We start from the raw sequence: 18105 nt of genomic DNA on the forward strand, positions 1-18105 counted from the left end.
GGTTGAGGGATTTGCTGAAGTCTTAGGTGCCCAACGTCAGGGCATCGCTACGGGCGTAGGGAGCCGATGGCCGGCACCGCCAGGCACGAGGTCGCGCTGGAACCAGGTCAACTCCACCGTCACCGCCGTTCCCTTCCCTCGAAACGCTGGCGCCGTGCTCGCAGCACGCGAGCGCGCCTGGCCGATGCCGCTCGCCCGACCACAGCCGATTCATCGTCCGAGGGCACGCCGTCACGGAGCAGCGTTGCCTGCGCCGCCACCGTGGTATGCGAGAACAGATCAACAATCGAGAGCCGAACTCCCGTATGCCGCTCAAGGGCGTTCTGAAGCTCAAAGAGCTTGACCGAGTGGCCGCCCAGATCGAAGAAATTCACCTCGATCGGAACGTCTTTCCGCTTCAGCACCTCGGCCCACGCGGCGGACACCCGTCCAGTCGTGTCGTCCGTGGGGGCGGCTACTTCCTCTGTCTGGGAGTCCGGACAGGTTTCTGCCAGAGCACTAAGGCGTTTTCGGTCGATTTTGCCGTTGACAGTCACAGGAAACCGATCGAGCACGTGGATCCAGTTCGGAACCATGGCTTGCGGCAGCCTGCGGGCCACATGCTCGCGGATTGGTTCTGGAGAAATGTCAGGAGGAGACAGGACGAATCCGACAAGCTGGGTCCGCTCCGCGTTCGTCACCACGACGGCGTCGCTGACCCCTGGTGCGGTACGCAGATGAGCCTCGACTGCGCCGAGTTCGATCCGATGGCCACGGATCTTGACTTGTTGATCGCGGCGGCCGAGGAATTTCAACTCACCATCGTCGTTCCACAGGGCGAGGTCCCCCGTGCGGTACATCTTGGCGCCCTCGACGTCGGTGAAAGGGTCGCCGATGAAAGCCTGGGCAGTCGCCTCAGGGCGGCCGAAGTATCCTCGAGCTACCCCTGTACCGCCGATGAACAACTCGCCGCTCACACCGGGTGGGACCGGCTCCAGCTCCTCATTCAGCAGGTATAGGCGGACACCAGGCACCGGCCCGCCGATGGATATCGGTCCAGGGGCCTCATAGCGGCGGAAGCTGGCCCATACGGTGGCCTCGGTCGGGCCGTACTCATTGACCAGGGCGACTGTCCGGCCGAGCAAGGCGAAATGGCGTTCCACCAATGCCTCAGTCGGCGACTCGCCGGCCACGATCACCGTATCCAGCGCATCCAGCCGCCTGCCCTGCCGTGTCGCCGCGTCCAGCAGTGCGCTGTAGAGGAGCGGTACGCAGAGCAGCCGGGTCACCTGCCAGCGTTCCACCAGGCGGGCCAGCCGCTCGGGATCGCGGATTTCATCAGATGCGGCTACGACCAGGCATCCCCCCGCGGTCAGGGTCCCCCACACCCCGGCAACCGAGGAATCGAAAGCCAAGGGGGACACAAGCAAGAAGACTGGAGCGCCGGGATACACCGCGCGGCGTGCCCAGGTGGAAGCGGACAGCTGACCGTGCTCGACCAGGACGCCTTTGGGTTCGCCAGTGCTGCCCGAGGTGTAGATGATGTAAGCGGCGTCATCGGGTGTCACCGCGACTGCCGCCGCCGAGGTCTTCTCTCCTTCTCGGGCGTCCTCCGCTCGAATGACCGGGCATGTGAGCGTGGACAGTCGGCCAGACGTGCCGTCTGCGACGATCACGGCAGACACGCCCGCGTCAGCGAACACATCAGCGATCCGCTGATCTGGGTGGGCCGGGTCTACCGGGACGTACGCGGCACCGGCGTACAGGACTCCGAGTACGGCGGCAATCATCGCGTTCGAAGGTTCGACGAGCACACCGATTCGCTCGCCTCTGCCCGCACCTGCCGCACGGACAGACGCTGCGATGCGCCTGGCCCAAGCGTCGAGCTCGCCGTAGCTCAGCTCGGCGCCCCTGCTCCGAACGGCGACCCTCAGCGGATCACTGCTGGCTATCCGGGCCACGACTGCATGGACTGGGCTGAACTCCTCGTGTGGAGCGTTCGACACAAGGTTCTGTTCTGACAAGGTCATCAAAATTCCCACACTAATTCTCGGCTCGAGCTGGCGGGTAAGGAATGTGATCAGCAGCGGATCTCCCCCAACTCGAAGAAGTCGGAGTCGTCACGGAGATCGGTGTGTCCCGGAGAGGATGCACTCTGGCATCCGTTCACCCAAGCGTCAATGCCGCAAGAAGGGCCGACAAGGCGGTGCGCACTATGCGTCCAGAAGAACGCAATAACTGTCAACCGTGCTTTGCTGGCGACACTTGACGCCAGCTCGCGGACATCGCTAGCCTGCTCGATATTCCATCACGGAGGCAATGCTTAAATCCCGCAGATTATTCATAATCCGGCGGGCCGTAAAGGGAGGATCCGGCGCACGAGCAAGCAGGCCAAAAAAATATCTGATCGTTGTGAACGGTGAAGAACAGCACTCCATCTGGCCGCTTGATCAGGCCGTTCCGGCGGGCTGGAACATATACCCCCACCAGAAGCCTCGGGTTTCGACTTCTTCGATGCGGTGGACTGGAGGATCTTCCATGCGCACTCCCCCTACGATGAATCTTTCTCACCTGCTCGATCCCGAACATGCGGCGGAGCCATACCCGTTCTATGCCGAGTTGCGTACAAAATCACCGGTGCAGTGGGATGAATGGATGCAGACCTGGGCGGTGCTCGGCCATCAGGAAATCCTCGATCTCTCGAAGGACAGGCGTCTTTCTGTAGCCAGAATATCGGATTTCTACGAGAGCTTCCCCGAACAGGCCCGTGGCGATGTTGCACTGCTGGCTCGCACACTGTCAGACATGATGCTGTTCAATGATCCGCCGCATCACACCCGGCTACGCCGACTGATCAGGCCGAGCCTTTCTCCCCGCCTTACCCGGGAACTACGCTTTCATGTCCAGGAGTTGGCCGACGAACTGCTCGACAAGGTTCTTCCGAGCGGGCGCATGGACATCATTCACGACTTCTCGGAACCGCTCAGCCGTGGCGTCATCGCGAAACTGGCGGGCGTATCCGACGACGCCACCCACCTCCTGGAGAGCTGGCAGGGGCTGTTGCATGAGTTCTTTACCCAGTCCGACTCCCAGAACGCGCGGATACAGGCACTGAGGGAGTCCTTCGACCGCACTGCCACCGCTCGTCGAAACAGCACGGCCGACGACTTCTTCAGCCGGATGATCAGTCCCCAACTCCAGGCAGCCGACTACACCGAGGACGAAGTCTTCGCCAACTTCCTGCTGCTCATCGACGCGGGGCAGGCGACCACCACACATATGATCGGGAACGCGGCCCTCGCCCTGCTGCACAACGACGAGCAGACTCAGCGGCTGCGCAAAGATCCTGAGCTGATCACACCCGCCACGCACGAACTGATGAGATACGACAGTTCGGTCCAGTTCACCACTCGGAAGGCGCTCGCCGACATCGACCTCGGCGAGCACCTGATCCGAGCCGGCCAGTCGGTGACCCTGATTCTTGGTTCAGGGAATCGTGACCCCCGCCGCTACACCGACCCTGACCTTTTGGATGTCTCCCGACCGGCCGCTGATCACCTGTCGTTCGGGCACGGCATCCACTACTGCCTGGGCGCCTCACTGGCTCTCACCGAGATCGACGTCGCACTGCGGGCGCTGCTGCGTCGGACCACCAACTGGAAGTGCGAGGTGGCGCAGCCCGAGTGGCTCGAAAGCATCAACTTCCGCTTCCTTGCATCCCTTCCGATCACTTTTGAGGCAATCGCCTGAATGTGGTATTCGCCTCCCGACAGGGCTGTTTGGTAAGGCGGCGGCTTGAGCGGACGCGGTCGCTCCCGAGTGGGGCACGTGGGGTTCAATGCGGGTATGGGGAACGCTCTGTGGGACCGGCTCTCGGTTGAGGTGCAGTCAGAGGTGGACGGCCTCGTCTCGGCCGGGCGGAACGTGCAGGCCATTGCTGTGATGCGTGAGCGTGTCGGTCTGCCGACGCCGAGTCTGCATGAGTGTGTTGATCTGGTGGATCAGCGATTCAGCGTGTTGCGGCAGGGCCCGACACACTCGTGAAGTCGCTGTGCGAGGCGGTCATGCGTCGCGCCAGTTCGGGGTGGATTCGCGGGTGAGCCGTCGGCTTGTGCCGAAGGTCCGCTCGACGGCCCATCGCCGCGGAATCGCCTTGAAGCCCTTCTGACCTAGGGCCTGTTGTGAAAGCCCCAGGCGGCGAGGGTTGTGGTGCCTGGGCCCCCGGGTCATCCCTACTGAGGCTGCATGAGGTGCAGGTCCTCACCCCATGCGTCGAGCACCGCATCGTGTCCGGCCCGCCGGGCCGCTGCTTCGACCTGGGCAAAGAGGCGACGCTGTGTGGAAACGTCGCCCGTTGCTGAGATGTGGTTCAGAGCACCGAGCAGCAGCTCGGTATCCCAGCCGGGCAGTGGGAATCGGGCAAGTTCCCACTCCAGGTACTTGTTGTAAGGGCGGGGGCGTCGGTCCAGAGCGAAGAGCAACTCCAGCAGGAACCTGGCGCTGTCGGCGGCATCGAGTCGGGCCGCGAGGGCATGTCCGTCGCGGTCGTTCTTTACTGAGCGGTAGAGGGAGTTGGCGTAGGCGTCGAGCCATGCGTCTGCCTCGTGGAAGGCCGCGTCGGCAGCGAGCCGCGCCTTGTCGGCCAGGATTTGGGCGATGACTCCGCCGAGGCGGTCGAGCACGATCTCGGCTCGGGCGAGGGCGTACCGCTCGAAGCCGGGCATTCCGGCCGCACGGAACCTGTCGAGGGAGAGGATGACGAGGTCGAGTTCTGGGGTGCGGTGTCCCGTGAACCGGGTGAGTTCCGTCGTCGCCCCGTCGGCGAGGATGACGTACAGGTCGTGGTCGGAGTGCTCGGTGGTCATGCCCTCGTGGGCCTGGGAACCTTTGAGGACAAGGCCGACGACCGCCGGATCAGCGGCGGCGAGTTCGACGAACGCGTCGTAGGGGAGGTGTTCCTGGGCGGCCATTGTGTGGTCTCCGGTGATGTGGTGACGGGCATGCCAGGCGGGCGCCCTGGCTCACCTGAGGCGCCCGCAACGTCTGCAGCGGTGCTTGGCCGCCGCCCGGAAGATCAACGCACGGGTGGGACTCTAGCGCTCGGCTTGCCGGGTGGTCTCGTGTTCGGCTGTTCCTGGTCGACATGGGCGCAGGCCAGCTTGGCCCTCCGGAATCCGGTCACAGCCACTCATTGATGATCGCGATCTGGACGGTGGCCTCATAGCGGACAGCGAGTTTGTCGTACCTCGTGGCGACGGCCCGGTGCCTCTTGAGGCGGTTGATGCCGCACTCGACTGCATGGCGCGGGCACCCTGACCGCTTCCAGCACAGCCTCGAACTGCGGAGAGTCATCCCGCTGACCAGCGGTGATCACTACTGACAGAGGCTTCTGTCCCTGCTCGACCGCCAGATGTATTTTGCTACTCAGCCCACCCCGAGGCGGGCACGTCCCGCCACGGGGCACCGGTCCGCGTCCGCCACCGTATGCCGTCTATCGGCTGCCGTCTCGTCCACACCTGCGGACGGCCCGGCTTGATGCCCCGCGGCAGCAGCGGCTCAAGCCGGGCCCACTGGTCGTTCGTCAGATCCCCACGTCCCACGAGACGCGATCATCAACGAGCAAGATCCACTTTCGCAACAGGCCCTAGCGGTGTTCGGGGTTGGGGAAGTCGAAGCGGCAGCCCGCGTCCCATTCGGAGCGCTGGTTGCCGTGGGCGGGAATGCCGCCCGCCTGCTTGAGCAGCGCCGCCAGGTGCATGAGGTTCCAGGTCATGAAGGCGGTGTTGCGGTTGGTGAAGTCGTTCTCGGGGCCGCCGGAGCCGGGGTCGAGGTAGGACGGGCCAGGGCCCGCCTCGCCGATCCAGCCGGCATCGGCCTGGGGCGGGACGGTGTAGCCGAGGTGCTGGAGGCTGTAGAGGACGTTCATGGCGCAATGCTTGACGCCGTCCTCGTTGCCGGTGATCAGGCAGCCACCAACACGACCGTAATAGGCGTACTGGCCTTGCTCGTTGAGGATGCTGGAGCAGGCGTACAGCCGCTCGATGACCTGCTTCATGACACTGCTGTTGTCTCCGAGCCAGATCGGCCCGCACAGGATCAGCATGTCGGCGGCCATGACCTTCTCGTACAGCCGCGGCCACTCGTCGCTCTGCCAGCCGTGCTCGGTCATGTCCGGCCAGACGCCGGTCGCGATGTCGTGGTCGACGGCGCGGATCAGTTCGGTGGCCACCCCGTTCTTCTCCATCACGAGGCGGCTCCTGTCGATCAGGCCCTCGGTGTTGCTGGTCTCGGGCGAGCGCTTGAGCGTGCAGTTGATGAACAAGGCGCGCAGGTGGTCGTAGCGGTACGGGGGCGCTGACATGGGGCGGCTCCTCGAAGTGACGGGAGTACGTACCCAGCCTGGCCCCGATGGGGTGGGGCCGCACGCCGGTCGGGGGCCAGGCGTATGAGAGGCCGTCGCCACGCGGTAGTCGCGGCGCCGCAACCTGCGGATCCCGGTCGGGCATCACCGAAGGACCCCCCGCCGCATGTGACCCATGCCACATGCGGTTCCTGTCAGCAATCGAGGTGCTGCCCCGTTCAAGCCGCCGAGAGCAGGCGAAGAAAACCGACAGGAGCAGCACATGAAGCACCGCATCGTCGTCCTCGGCGCCGGTTATGCCGGGGCCTACGTGGCCGGCAACCTGGCCCGCCGGCTTTCAGCGGCCGACACCGAGGTCACCGTGGTCAACGCCGAGCCGGTCTTCGTCCAGCGGCTGCGGCTGCACCAACTCGCCTCCGGCCAGGAGATCGAAGCTCCACAGCTCGCCGATGTCTTCGCCGGCACGGGAATACGGCTGCGCCTGGCCCGTGTCACCGCCGTCGACCCCGAGCGCCAGGTCGTCGCCGTGGCCGACGGCGACGGTGAGCTCGGCTACGACACGCTTCTCTACACGCTCGGCAGCACCGTCGCCGACCACGGCGTTCCCGGCGTCGCAGAGCACTCCTTCCACGTCACCAGTCGTCCGGCGGCGCTGCGCCTGCGCGACCGCCTGGACAGCCTGGGCGAGCGGAGCGAAGTCGGGAGTGTGCTGGTCGTCGGCGACGGGCTGACCGGCATCGAGACCGCCACCGAGATCGCCGAATCCCGGCCCGGCCTGTCCGTGACGCTGATCGCCCGCGGCGAGCTGGGCGCCCCACTCTCCACCGGGGCCCGCACCCATCTGCGCCACGCCTGCCACCGGCTGGGCATCACTGTCCTGGAGCACACCAGCGTCGAAGCCGTCGAAGCGACACAGGTGTTGTGCGCCGACGGCACCGCTCTGGCATCCGACGCGACCGTGTGGACGGCGGGGTTCGCGGTCCACCCCATCGCCGCCGCCAGCGGTCTCGAGGTCACCGAGAACGGTCGGATCGTCGTCGATCGCACCATGCGGTCGGTCTCGCACCCGAACATCTACGCCGCCGGCGACAGCGCCCACGCCATCGGCGACAACGGCCGGCCGCTGCCGATGTCCTGCGCCTCGGCCGGCTACACCGGCATGCAGGCCATGCAAGCGATCATGGGAGACCTGACCGGACACAAGATCCCGAACATCAAGCTGGGCTACCTGGGCAACCACATCAGCCTCGGGCGGCGGGACGGAATCCTGCAGATGGTCGACGACGAAGCGCAGGCGAGGCCGAAGTACGTCGGCGGCCGGAAGGCCGCGCGGATCAAGTCGGGCATCCTCAAGATGTCGCTGTGGACCACCTCGCACCCGACCTTCGGCCTGCCCAAGCGCAAGCACCACCTGGCCGACGTGCCGAAGACACCTGCCGAGAAGGCGGCCGCCTCCACCGAGAAGACCGTCGCGTAGCCGCCCACCTAAGGTGATCCGCGTGGACAGGACCGTCATCGATTCCTTCGACACCAGTCGGTTCGAGGCCAGCCGCAACCGGCTGGCCTCACTGGCGTACCGCCTCCTCGGGTCCGCCGCCGACGCCGAAGACGCCGTGCAGGACGCGTTCTTGCACTGGCAGGCCGCCGACCGGCCTCAGATCAAGGTGCCGGAAGCATGGCTCACCAAGGTCGTCACCAACCTGTGCCTCGACCGGCTCCGCTCGGCACAGGTCCGCCGCGAACGCACCGTCGGCCCCTGGCTGCCCGAACCGCTCCTCGATGGCGACCCGATGCTCGGCCCGGCCGACACATTCGAGCAGCGCGAATCGGTCTCCTTGGCCGTGCTGACCCTCATGGAGCGCCTGTCCCCCGTCGAGCGCGCCGTCTACGTCCTGCGTGAGGCCTTCTCCTACAGTCACGCCGAGATCGCCGAGATCCTCGACGTCACCAAGTCGGCGAGCCAGCAGCACCTCCACCGGGCCCGGCGCCACATCACCACCGCGCGTCGCGGCGGCGGCGAAGCCGACCCGGCATCCGCCCGCAGGATCGTCGAGGAATTCCTCGCCGCTGCTTCCTCGGGGCGCACCGACCAGCTGGTGGCGCTGCTCACCGATGACGCGACCGGGATCTCCGACTCCAACGGCGCCGGCCTGGCCAAGACGCTGCTGCGGTACGACACCCCGCAGCGCGTGGCAGCCATGGTGCGGGCCGGCTTCAGACCCACACCCGCGAAACGGCGACTTGTCGGCGGCACGCCCGCCGTCCACTACGCGCTCGTCAACGGCGCCCCCGCCATGCTCTTCGTCCTCGGCGACCAGGTCATCGGCTCCGTGACGTTCGACGTCAGCGACGGTCAGATCGCAACCGTGCGCGGCATCGGCTCCCCGGCCCGCCTCGCCCGCCTCACCGAAGCGTGGCGGCAGCACGTACCGGACACACCGCTCATCAGCCAGTGGTGACCTGGCACCGGCCGGGCCAGTCACACCGAGAAGGCCGTGGCCGCCGCCCGCGCGGAGCGGGACGGAGGTCACGGCCTTCTCGGTGTGACTGGCCAACAGCGCTTGCTGTGCACGACGCGGACCGTCCAAGCGCTTCACGCGGCCTTGGTCAGGGTGGACCGGTCCTCGTTGGGTGCGTGCCGGGCGGGTGTCACGGGGCTGGTCGTGGCTCCTCGTCCGTCGTGGCGCGGCCACAGCAGGAGGGCGCCGATCGCTCCCCCTCCGGCGAGGACCGCGAGGACGGACCAGGCAGCGGTGAGGCCGGTGTTCGTGCCGAGCCAGCCCGCGACGGGGTAGGTGATGAGCCAGGCCAGGTGGGAGAGGGAGAACTGGGCCGCGAATGCCTCGGGGATCGCGTTCCGGGCGACGGAGGCGCGCAGGACCTTGCCGGTCGGCGTGATGATCAGTGCCATGCCGATGCCGATCACGGTCCAGATGACCGCCGTTCCGGTCCAGGTGGCCAGGCCGGTGGCGATGAGCGTCACCGCGGCGGTCGTACCGCCGACGAGGACTGCGGCGCCGGTCATCATGACGGTGCGGGCGGCGATCCGGTCGAGGACGCGGGGCAGTGCGAGGGCAGCCAGGAGGGTTCCGGTGCCGGAGGCGGCAAGCATCCAGGCGACGTCCGACTGCGAGCCCCCGAGCCCGTCACGGACGTGGTTGACGGTGTTGACGACGACGATCGACCCTGCCGCCGCGACCACCAGGTTGAGCGCCATGATGCCGCGCAGCCGCGGCGTCCTGAGGAAGGTCCTGATCCCTGATGCCGCCTTGTCCCATGCCTTGGCGTGGGTGCTGGGGCGGGCGTCGGGGATGCGCGTGGACAGGACGAGCAGGGCGGAGATGAGGAATCCGGCGGAGGTGCCCAGGAACAGCAGGTCGAAGCTCATGAAGGTGAGGGCGACGGCTGCCAGTACGGGGCTGAGCAGGCTCTCCATGGTGGAGGCGACCTGGGAGGCGGACAGGGCACGCGTGTAGTCGGACTCGTCGGTGACGATGTCGGGGATGACGGCCTGGAACGTCGGGGTGAACGCCGCGGAGCCCGCCTGGAGCAGGCCGATCAGGACGTAGATGTGCCAGACCTCGGTGACCAGCGGCAGCGCCAGGACCACCGCCCCGCGGACCACGTCGAGGAGGACCAGGAGGGTTCTTCGGGGGAGCCGGTCGACGTATGCGGCGGCCAGCGGGGCGATGGCCACGTACATGACCATCTTGATCGTCAGGGCGGTACCGAGGACCATGCCGGCGCGCGGTCCTGCCAGGTCGTAGGCGAGCAGTCCGAGGGCCACGGTGGTCAGTCCGGTGCCGAACAGGGCGATGACCTGGGCGCCGAACAGGTGGCGGTAGTCGCGGATGGCGAAGAGCCTCATGACGGGTTCCTTCCGTGTCCATGCGGCGGGGCACGGCCCCGGGGCGGGGGCCGTGCCCCGCCCGTACAGGCGGGGTTGTCTTCTCTACGCACCGGTGTCGCTCCCTGCGGTGAGGGCCGCCCCCGGTGTGAGGCCGGCGAGGAGGTTGAAGGCGCCGGTGAGGATGTTGAGTGCGACGACGCCCACGACATCGGCTATGGCGCGGTCGCTGTAGCCGTGTGCTCGCAGCGCGATGACCTGTTCGTCGGTGATCGACGTCGGCTCGCGATGGACCTGGAGGGCGAGGGTGATGATCGCCGCGATCGCGGGATCGGCCGACGTGCCCGCGTGGGCTCGCTCGATCTCGTCCTCGTCCACTCCCAGGGCGCGGGCGGCACTCACATGCGCGTCGAGGCAGAGCCCGCATCCCTGCACGGCCTGGACGGCGATCGAGATCCGTTCGCTGATCCCGCGGTCGAGTTTGGCTCGACCCATGGCGCGGCTGAGCTGGAGGTATCCGCCGAGTACGGCCGGGGAGTGCGCCATCGTGGAGACCATGTCGCCGATCTGGCCATGGCGGGAGACCAGGTCGGCGAGGAGGTCGCGTGAGGCGCCGACCGCCGTGTCGGGCGTGAGGGGGCTCAGGCGGGGCATGACGCTCCTTCCGATGCGGCCGGTCAGTGGTGTGCGTGGGGGCCGTGGTGGTGGCTCCCGTGGTCGGGTGCGGCGTCCGCGTGCGGGGTGGTCGCGGTGGTCCGCACCGTGAACTCGGCCGTCCGGACGACGTCGTCGTGCTGGAAGTCCAGGAACAGCCGGTAGGTGCCGGCCGTGGGCGCGACCGCCATGAAGGCGATCTCGGGTCCCGGCGCGGTGGTGCCGTCACCGGGTTCGCCCTCCGGGTGGACGTGGAGGTAGCCCAGGTCGCCGACCCGCAGGGCCACCAGGTGCCCGTACGCGGCCAGGTAGGGCTGCAGGTCGGTGACGGGGCGGCCGTCCCGGCTGACGGTCAGGGTCAGTTCGCTCGCTTCGCCGGGCAGGAGTTCGCCGTCGAGCGCGACGGTGTACTCGCCGATCCGGGCGATCCCGGTGGCCTCGGGAAGCGGCCGCGGGTCGTACGCCCCGGCGACCGCGACGTCGATCCCCAGCGTCATGGTCCCGTCGTGCCCGGCCGGGTGAATGTCGGCGAAGAGCCTCCAGTCCCCCGGCTCCAGGGCCAGTTCGGTGCTCCAGGTGCCCTTCTCGTCCCGCACCGGGTGCACGTGCTGGAACCCGGCCGTGTCGCGTCGTACGGCGATGAAGTGCAGTTCCTTCTCGTGCTCGGGCACGAACTCGGTCACCGCCAGCCCGTCGGGACCGATCACCCTGAAGCTGACCTGCTGTATGCCCGCGGTGCGGATCGTCGAGTCGAGCTCGAGGGCGTAGCCGTTCGCCGCGACCGAAAGGCCGCCGGGCTGGGCCCCGCCATGACCGCTGTGCCCGCCGTGGGCACCGTGGTTGGTCTGGTCGTGTTCGGCGTGGTTCCTCATGACATCTCCAAAGGTGTGATGGGCCTTCTGGCGTCGTCCGCTCCGGCCGTTGATCAAAACCATATACCCCCCCGGGGTATCTTGGCCAGCCTCGATGCTCAAAATCTCGCGAGGGACTCACCGCAGCGGATCCACCAGGTGGAGCCACCCACCTGTCAGCCCTGTGGCGCCGGTGCGCCAGCACGGCTGCCCGGGCGGCGGTTGCGCCCCATCGCCCGCCTCGTCCGCTCGTGACGCCCTCAACTCTGCTGTCCACGCGACAGCACAGAGGGGCCGCTCGATCGTCTGTGAGACATCGAGCGGCCCCTGTGAACCGTGTCGCGTGCGTGTGAACCGTGTCGCGTGCGGCAGGGCGGCAGGGCGGCAGCCCACCGGCTACACGCCGATCTGCTCGCCCGTGGACTGCGGAGCGTCGGCCTGCTGCGCGGCGCCTGCGGCCTTGTCGCCACGCATCACGAGGAGGGTGATGAGGCCGCCTGCCGCAGCGATCATGGCGGCACCCAGGAACGCGGCGCTGAAGCCGTCGGTGAGCGCCGGCAGGTTGCCCAGCTGTCCCGAGCCCTGCGAGGCGGCAAGGGCGGTCAGGGCGGCCAAGCCAAGGGCCGAACCGACCTGGTAGGTGGTGTTGACGATCCCGGAGGCCAGGCCCGCCTGCTCCTGTGGGGCACCGGACATGGCGGCCATCATCGCCGGGATGTACGCGAGCGACATGCCGAGGGCCGCGACCAGTGAGGCAGGCAGGACGTCGACCGCGAACGAGCCGGTCGGCTCGACGGCCGACAGCCACAGCAGACCTGCCGCGAGGAGGAGCAGTCCGCCGCCGATGAGCGGCTTGGCGCCGAACTTCGCGAGCAGCTTCGCGGTGATCGCCGTCATGAAGATCATCAGGAGTACGGTCATCGGAAGCAGTGCCGCGCCGGAGGCGAACGCCCCGTAGCCGAGCACCTGTTGCAGGTACAGGTTGAGGAAGTACCACATCGGGATCCACGCGGCGCCGAGCAGCGCCATCGCCAGGTTGGCGGACCCGAGGCGCGGCACCCGCCAGATGCCGAGTGGCATCAGTGGCTGGCCGATCGATTTCTGGATCACGAAGAACAGGACGAGCAGGGCGGCAGCGCCCGCGAGCTGGAGAAGGGTGGTGCTGGATCCCCAACCGACGTGCTCCGCGCGGACGATGGCGAAGACGGCAAGGGCGAGACCTGCGGTGACGGATGCGGCACCCAGTACGTCCACGCGGCCGCGGCGGGGTTCGACGGCGGGCAGCAGTTTGGTGGCCGCGAGGGTGGCGACGCCGATCGGGACGTAGATGATGAAGATCCAGGGCCAGCTGAGCCACTCGGTGAACACCCCGCCGAGGAAGACTCCCGCCGTGCCGCCCGCGGGGGCCGCGGCGCCGTAGAGCGCCATCGCCTTGCCCAGTTCCTTCGGGTCGTGCGCGAAGAGAATCATCAGGAGCGTCATGGCGGCAGGCGCGATCAGCGCCCCGCCGACGCCCTGTACGGCGCGACCCACGACCTCGACCCAGGCGGTCTGCGCGGCCGCGGCGACGACAGAGCCCGCTATCAGCACGACCCAGCCCGCGTTGAAGACCTTCCGGGCGCCCAGCAGGTCGGAGAGCCGACCGCCCAGCAGCAGGAGACCGCCGAAGGCGATGACATAGGCGTTGAAGACCCACTGCAACTCGCCTTGAGAGAAACCGAGTTCACGTTGCATCTCGGGGAGCGCCACTCCGATGATGCTCGTGTCCATGATCACCATGAACTGGGCGGCGGCGAGCACGAGCAGTGCCCACCAGCGCCTTGGACTGACTGTTGACATGATCCATCCCCTTGTCCAGGTACCCCTCAGGGGTATCTTTGAGCGGGAAGTTAACATACCCCTAGGGGGTATGCAACGGACCTGGGGGGCATCAGCCTTGCGCGTCAACTCAGCAGTCAGGCCCGGCCACCCGCATGGCGATGCAGAGTGGGCACGGAGCTGTCCGGCGGATCATGCGCCAGCGGGCCGTGTTGCTGTACTCGGACGGTGCGGGCTTCCGGAGTGCGGCGTAGATCACTCACGGCTTGTCTCCGTTCCAGGCCATTCCCGCCCTGGCTCTGCTTGGCTGATGGCTCTGACGATCACAGGAGGTCGATACGTATGGCGCTCACACACTGGGGGTTCATCTACACGGCGGACGGCAGCGCGGCAGGTGGCGATGTCAGCGTCGTGGACACGGGTACGTGCCGCAGTGTGTTCGTCGGGGTGGAGAAGCCCGAGGAGTGCATCGAGGCCGCGCGCCGCCTGGTGGGCGAGGGCGTGCAGCTGATTGAACTGTGCGGGGGATTCGGGCCGGTATGGGCCGGGCGTGTGATCGAGGCGATCAACGGCGCAGTCCCCGTGGGCGCGGTTGGCTACGGACCCGAAGCGGTCGATCAGGTGCACGCGATCTTCTCGTGACGGGTGCCATCTCCTTCACTCCGACAGGGACCGGAGCCAGAGCCGAATGGCTGCGACGGTGCCGGTGCCGTGAAAGATGCAGGCCCTCTTGTCGTATCTCGTCGCGACCGCCCGGGAGTTCTTGAGCGCGTTGACGGTACCGGGTCCGGGGGCGCCCACCGTCCGGGCGGGCGACTCGGACACACTCCATCACGGGAACGAGCTGCGGTGCGTCTCGGTGGCCGAGCTGGGCGTCGAGAAGATGATGCCTGCTGGCCTCGCCGCCTCCACCGAGAAGGCGGCCGCGCCGGTCTGGCGTCAACAGTTGGATCGGTTAGAGCTGTTGGGTGTGCCGGCGGGCCGCAACGATGAAGTCGTTGATCGACTCACGCGTGTCCCGCCGCCGTTCCTCTATCTCCTCGTCCCCCTGAACGCGGCGCACTTCCGTTACTTGGTCGAAGGCGTCCTGAGCCTGCTGCGAGAGGGGCTCGCTCTCCGTGATCAACAGGACGCGGTACAGGGCCTCCTGCGCCTCGGCTCGCCGGGCATGGGATGCGGCACGAAGCTCTTTCTGCTCCTCCGTCGAACGGTTCTCGTGGACGCTGTACCAGCGGTTCACCATCACCCCGCGGTAAGCGGCCAATGCTCCGCCATACCTGCTGTACGTGTTCAACCGCTCCTGCCGAAGACTCTCGTTCCGCGCGAACGACTCGGCCCGCGCAAGGGACCGCCCTTGGAACACGTAGGTGACCCCGGCGCCCAGCAGGGTCCCCAACACCGCTATGACACTCGCCGCAACCGTCTCCATACGATCAGTGGACCGTAATGCCTCGCCTTGCTCCACCGTTGTCCCGGAAATCGCCCAGTCTTGGCCCATGCGCCCGCGCGGCTCTGCCATAGCTCACCTCCCGTGCCGAGGCGGGACCCGTCCCCAACCTCCCGCCAAGGAACGGGTACCCCATCAGGAACAGCGGTGAGGACGGACAAGGCGTTCTCGTCCGCCCTCACTGGCAGGTCGTCAGGTGCGGTAGCGGTTGCGGTTGGTCTTGACGTTCTGGATCGTCTCGGCCGTCAGCATCCCGACGGCGATGATCACGACTGCCCAGGTGGTGTTGCCGTGGGTGGCTCCTGTGGCGATGTAGCTCCCGAGCCCTGTGGCTCCCAGGGTGCCGGGCCTGTCCCGGACAGTGCTGCGCAGGGACTCCAGAAGGGTGGCCGGGGCGGCCAGGTCAGTGGGCTGCTCCGAGCTCGGGGCAGCAATCTCCCGCTGAGGAACGAGAGATGTGCCAGTGTTGAGGGGGTGCATGTCCATCCTTTTCAGTGGAGGGTTGTGCGCTTGCTGCCGCCCCGACGGGTTGCGAGCCCGGGGCGGCAGCCTTTTCAGGCGCTCTTGGCTGATCGCTTCTTGTCGCTGGCTTCCGTGCTCGGAGGCTGCATGATCAACGGAGTGCAGCGCCGCAGCCCGCGGAGACGGCCATCCTCGGCGCGTGGCGGACGGCGCAGCAGGCTCAGCAGGTAGATCCCGCACAGGCTGATCGTCATGGCGGCGGAAACCATGGAGGACTTGCCCAGGACCGTCGTCAGGACGAAGCCGAGCAGGCCGAAGAAGACGCTCAGGAGAATCTTCGCCCCGTAGATCATCACGGTCGGCATGGTGAGAACGAGGCGGCCGCGTGACCAGGTGACGGTGATGGTGAAGATCTGTTCGTGCTTCGGCTCGGCGGTGACCGGGTCGATGCCGAGCTGGCGGGCGGTCTGGTGGCGGCGGGCCGCCTCCTGCCGGATGTATTCGAGGTCGATCTGGGTGCCGGCCCGGGTGGACTCGTAGTGGTGCACGAGCACTTCGTCCAGGCGGCGGAGGCGGTCGGTGACGGATGGTTCCGCAACGCGACGACGCCGAGGGGAGGGAAGGTTCATGTGTTCTCTCCGTTCACATTGGGGCGGCGAGAACCCGGCCGCTTCTCTGCGAAGTGGTCGCGGAGCCGTTCCTTGGCCCGTCGGACGTTCGCGGTGACACTGGTCGGCTCGATGCCGAGAGTCTCGGCGACCTCGTCGCGGCTGAGACCCATGGTCTCGCGCATGATCAGTGAGAAACGAAGTTCTGGGCTGAGGATCTTGTCCATGGCTTCCATCACTTCGGCCAGCTCGAATGCCTCCTCCGGCCCGGCGAGGTCCGCGGTGGAGAACCAGGCGGCGCCTTCTGGGAGGACGTCCAGCGGATGTTCGCCGCCCCCTCGGATGCGGATGCGGATGTGATCGACGGCCAGGTCTGCCGTGATCTTCATGAGCAGAGCGGTGGGGCCGATCGTCTTCTTGTCCCGCTGAATGCAGATCAGGAACTTGATGAAGACCTCCTGGGCGAGACCGTCGACATCCGCCTGCTCGCCGAGCAGCTGACGGAGCCTCGCCCTGACCAGAGAGCCTTTCTGGTGGTAGATCCTCTCGAATTCGAGTTCGGCACTGACCGGGAGGGTCAGCGTGTCTTCGGATGGATCACGGGAGCGCCCGAGGGACCAGCCCAGGCGGCGGAAGGTGTTGGTCATGAAAGCCAGCCCTTCGCGCCGTCCGCGGCGCTCTGGTCCCGTGGCGGCGAGCCGCTGGTGGATACGTTCACGCCCAAGAAGCCGCTGTGGATCACCAAAGGGCGACTCGTAACTTTCCGCGCTTCTCAGGCCAAAGCATGGGGGTGGGCTGAGGTGATCTCAGAACGCGTCGGCGCCTCAGTGAGCGTCGGTGATCCGGGAGCGACGGATGCTCCTCCGGTGAGGCCGGCAGCGTAGTCGGGGCGGCGACCGTGTACCAGGTCCTGCCGCAACAGCAGCGACGCGCAACCGCACCAAACACACCGGCGGGATACGACGTGCTTTCACGCCGTGTTCCACCAGCGCCTGTTGGACTTTCGGAGCGTGTCTTCGTCCGTGGTACGGGCGTGGGCGCGCAGCAGGCGTAGCAATGAGCTGAAGCCGGAGTTGAGGGGGCGGGTGGTCGGCCAGGCGAGCAAGGCAGTGCACGGGGGCAGGTCGGAGACGGGGACGAAGCGAACGCCGGGGCGGGGCATGAGGGCGAGGGTGCTTTCAGTGATGAAGCGCGTGCCGTGCCCCAGGCTGGCCAGGGAGACGCAGTCCTCCAGCGTGGTTGCTACGTGGTGGGTGTAACGCACAGGCGTGCCGTCAGGGCGCGGGTCGGCGGCCCAGAACTCGCGGTACTCCCGGGGCACGTGAGGCGAGAAGCCGATGACGCACAGGTCAGCCAGGTCCGCGAGGGTCACGGTCTCGCGTTCCGCCAACGGATGGGTACCGGGAATGCAGGCGAACCGGGCCTCGCTGCCCAGTCGCAGCGTCTCGAAGTCCGAGGGCATGGGCCCGTAGCAGATGACCGCGTCGACCTCTCCGTCCAGGGGTGCTGTCACCTGCGTGATGTTGTCGACGGCGCGCCACTCGACCCCCGGGCCCGAGTGGCGTCCGCGAATCTCGTCGAGAAGGATGCGCAGGGCGGGCAGGGCCGAGATGTAGGAACCGAGCACCACCCGGTCCGACGCCGTCGGGTGCGCCTGTGTCTCTGCGGTACCGAGCAGATCGTCGGCGGCGTCCACCACGGCCCGTACCTGCGGCAGCAGCGCCTCCCCCGCCCGAGTCAGCTCCACCTGCCGCGTGGACCGTTCCACGAGGCCCACTCCGAGGCGCTCTTCAAGGGTGCGGATCTGGCGGCTGAACGCGGGCTGGCTGATGAACATGCGCTTCGCCGCCCGGCCGAAGTGCAGTTCCTCGGCCAGCACGAGCAGTAGGCGCAACTGGTGCAGGCTCGGGTCGGTCGCCATGGTTCCCCCTGTCAGGACAGCACTGCCGCCCGTCCGATGCAGTGAGGGTATCAATCGCTTCCTCAAAGACATCAATGAGCCCTTCCGGATTCCTTTCCGCTCGGCCAGAATGAAATTCAGCGAGAGGCCGTCCGAGATTACTGAGGGCGGACGCTTG

16 protein-coding genes and 4 pseudogenes are annotated in these 18105 nt (G+C 67.1%); 5 read left to right on the forward strand and 15 right to left on the reverse strand.

The genetic code is table 11. From position 1 onward, the window contains the following. Nucleotides 1-119 precede the first annotated feature (119 nt). On the reverse strand, nucleotides 120-1985 hold the full coding sequence (locus ACFVHO_RS31170; RefSeq protein WP_385722003.1) for a non-ribosomal peptide synthetase: 1866 nt from the start codon (nucleotides 1983-1985) through the stop codon (nucleotides 120-122). 313 nt (nucleotides 1986-2298) lie between these two features. Here ACFVHO_RS31170 and ACFVHO_RS31175 point away from each other — a divergent pair. Together ACFVHO_RS31175 and ACFVHO_RS31180 are read left to right on the forward strand one after the other, a co-directional pair. Beyond that, nucleotides 2299-2463: pseudogene (locus ACFVHO_RS31175) on the forward strand (MbtH family NRPS accessory protein); the annotation flags it as partial. A 54-nt stretch (nucleotides 2464-2517) separates the two neighbouring features. Beyond that, nucleotides 2518-3729 carry a cytochrome P450 gene (locus ACFVHO_RS31180; RefSeq protein ID WP_385722006.1) on the forward strand — a complete coding sequence of 404 codons (1212 nt, stop codon included), beginning with the start codon at nucleotides 2518-2520 and terminating at the stop codon, nucleotides 3727-3729. 312 nt (nucleotides 3730-4041) lie between these two features. Here the strand turns inward: ACFVHO_RS31180 and ACFVHO_RS31185 are convergent. The 4 genes and pseudogenes from ACFVHO_RS31185 to ACFVHO_RS31200 all read right to left on the reverse strand — a co-directional run. Beyond that, nucleotides 4042-4149 (reverse strand): annotated as a pseudogene (locus ACFVHO_RS31185) (IS5/IS1182 family transposase); the annotation flags it as partial. A 62-nt stretch (nucleotides 4150-4211) separates the two neighbouring features. Further along, nucleotides 4212-4949 (reverse strand): hypothetical protein, encoded by a 738-nt coding sequence (locus tag ACFVHO_RS31190; RefSeq protein ID WP_385721901.1) that lies wholly within the window; start codon nucleotides 4947-4949, stop codon nucleotides 4212-4214. A 208-nt stretch (nucleotides 4950-5157) separates the two neighbouring features. Next, nucleotides 5158-5579 (reverse strand): annotated as a pseudogene (locus ACFVHO_RS31195) (transposase). A 44-nt stretch (nucleotides 5580-5623) separates the two neighbouring features. Continuing rightward, on the reverse strand, nucleotides 5624-6340 hold the full coding sequence (locus ACFVHO_RS31200; RefSeq protein WP_385721904.1) for a flavodoxin family protein: 717 nt from the start codon (nucleotides 6338-6340) through the stop codon (nucleotides 5624-5626). Between the two features lie 262 nt (nucleotides 6341-6602). Here ACFVHO_RS31200 and ACFVHO_RS31205 point away from each other — a divergent pair, with 262 nt between their 5' ends. Continuing rightward, nucleotides 6603-7817 carry an NAD(P)/FAD-dependent oxidoreductase gene (locus ACFVHO_RS31205; RefSeq protein ID WP_385721907.1) on the forward strand — a complete coding sequence of 405 codons (1215 nt, stop codon included), beginning with the start codon at nucleotides 6603-6605 and terminating at the stop codon, nucleotides 7815-7817. Between the two features lie 22 nt (nucleotides 7818-7839). Then, nucleotides 7840-8799 carry a sigma-70 family RNA polymerase sigma factor gene (locus ACFVHO_RS31210; protein WP_385721910.1) on the forward strand — a complete coding sequence of 320 codons (960 nt, stop codon included), beginning with the start codon at nucleotides 7840-7842 and terminating at the stop codon, nucleotides 8797-8799. Between the two features lie 134 nt (nucleotides 8800-8933). Here ACFVHO_RS31210 and ACFVHO_RS31215 read toward each other — a convergent pair whose 3' ends face one another. The 4 genes from ACFVHO_RS31215 to ACFVHO_RS31230 form a co-directional block, all read right to left on the reverse strand. Then, nucleotides 8934-10208, reverse strand: coding sequence for an MFS transporter (locus ACFVHO_RS31215; RefSeq protein WP_385721913.1), 1275 nt, complete (start codon nucleotides 10206-10208; stop codon nucleotides 8934-8936). Between the two features lie 84 nt (nucleotides 10209-10292). Further along, nucleotides 10293-10841 carry a carboxymuconolactone decarboxylase family protein gene (locus ACFVHO_RS31220; protein WP_385721916.1) on the reverse strand — a complete coding sequence of 183 codons (549 nt, stop codon included), beginning with the start codon at nucleotides 10839-10841 and terminating at the stop codon, nucleotides 10293-10295. Between the two features lie 23 nt (nucleotides 10842-10864). Further along, nucleotides 10865-11713 (reverse strand): hypothetical protein, encoded by an 849-nt coding sequence (locus tag ACFVHO_RS31225; RefSeq protein WP_385721918.1) that lies wholly within the window; start codon nucleotides 11711-11713, stop codon nucleotides 10865-10867. A 375-nt stretch (nucleotides 11714-12088) separates the two neighbouring features. Next, complete coding sequence (locus ACFVHO_RS31230; protein WP_385721921.1) at nucleotides 12089-13531, reverse strand: MFS transporter; 1443 nt, start codon at nucleotides 13529-13531, stop codon at nucleotides 12089-12091. Between the two features lie 321 nt (nucleotides 13532-13852). Here ACFVHO_RS31230 and ACFVHO_RS31235 point away from each other — a divergent pair, with 321 nt between their 5' ends. Continuing rightward, nucleotides 13853-14152: a DUF6506 family protein gene (locus ACFVHO_RS31235; RefSeq protein WP_266608305.1), complete on the forward strand. Its 300-nt coding sequence runs from the start codon at nucleotides 13853-13855 to the stop codon at nucleotides 14150-14152. 15 nt (nucleotides 14153-14167) lie between these two features. Here the strand turns inward: ACFVHO_RS31235 and ACFVHO_RS31240 are convergent. The 6 genes and pseudogenes from ACFVHO_RS31240 to ACFVHO_RS31265 form a co-directional block, all read right to left on the reverse strand. Then, nucleotides 14168-14290: pseudogene (locus tag ACFVHO_RS31240) on the reverse strand (IS5/IS1182 family transposase); the annotation flags it as partial. A gap of 175 nt (nucleotides 14291-14465) precedes the next feature. Further along, nucleotides 14466-14939, reverse strand: a complete 474-nt coding sequence (locus ACFVHO_RS31245; protein ID WP_385721924.1) for a hypothetical protein — start codon at nucleotides 14937-14939, stop codon at nucleotides 14466-14468. Between the two features lie 210 nt (nucleotides 14940-15149). Further along, a complete protein-coding gene (locus ACFVHO_RS31250) occupies nucleotides 15150-15443 on the reverse strand; it encodes a hypothetical protein (RefSeq protein WP_385721927.1) in 294 nt (97 codons plus the stop codon). A gap of 68 nt (nucleotides 15444-15511) precedes the next feature. Continuing rightward, entirely contained in the window at nucleotides 15512-16048 is a 537-nt protein-coding gene (locus ACFVHO_RS31255) for a hypothetical protein (protein ID WP_385721930.1), read from the reverse strand. After that, nucleotides 16045-16674: an RNA polymerase sigma factor gene (locus ACFVHO_RS31260; protein WP_385721933.1), complete on the reverse strand. Its 630-nt coding sequence runs from the start codon at nucleotides 16672-16674 to the stop codon at nucleotides 16045-16047. The genes ACFVHO_RS31255 and ACFVHO_RS31260 overlap by 4 nt, the downstream gene beginning before the upstream one ends. Nucleotides 16675-16997: 323 nt before the next feature. Then, complete coding sequence (locus ACFVHO_RS31265; RefSeq protein ID WP_385721936.1) at nucleotides 16998-17948, reverse strand: LysR family transcriptional regulator; 951 nt, start codon at nucleotides 17946-17948, stop codon at nucleotides 16998-17000. Nucleotides 17949-18105: the final 157 nt, after the last annotated feature.

The organism is Streptomyces sp. NPDC127108 (genome assembly GCF_042677545.1).
Taxonomy (GTDB): domain Bacteria; phylum Actinomycetota; class Actinomycetes; order Streptomycetales; family Streptomycetaceae; genus Streptomyces.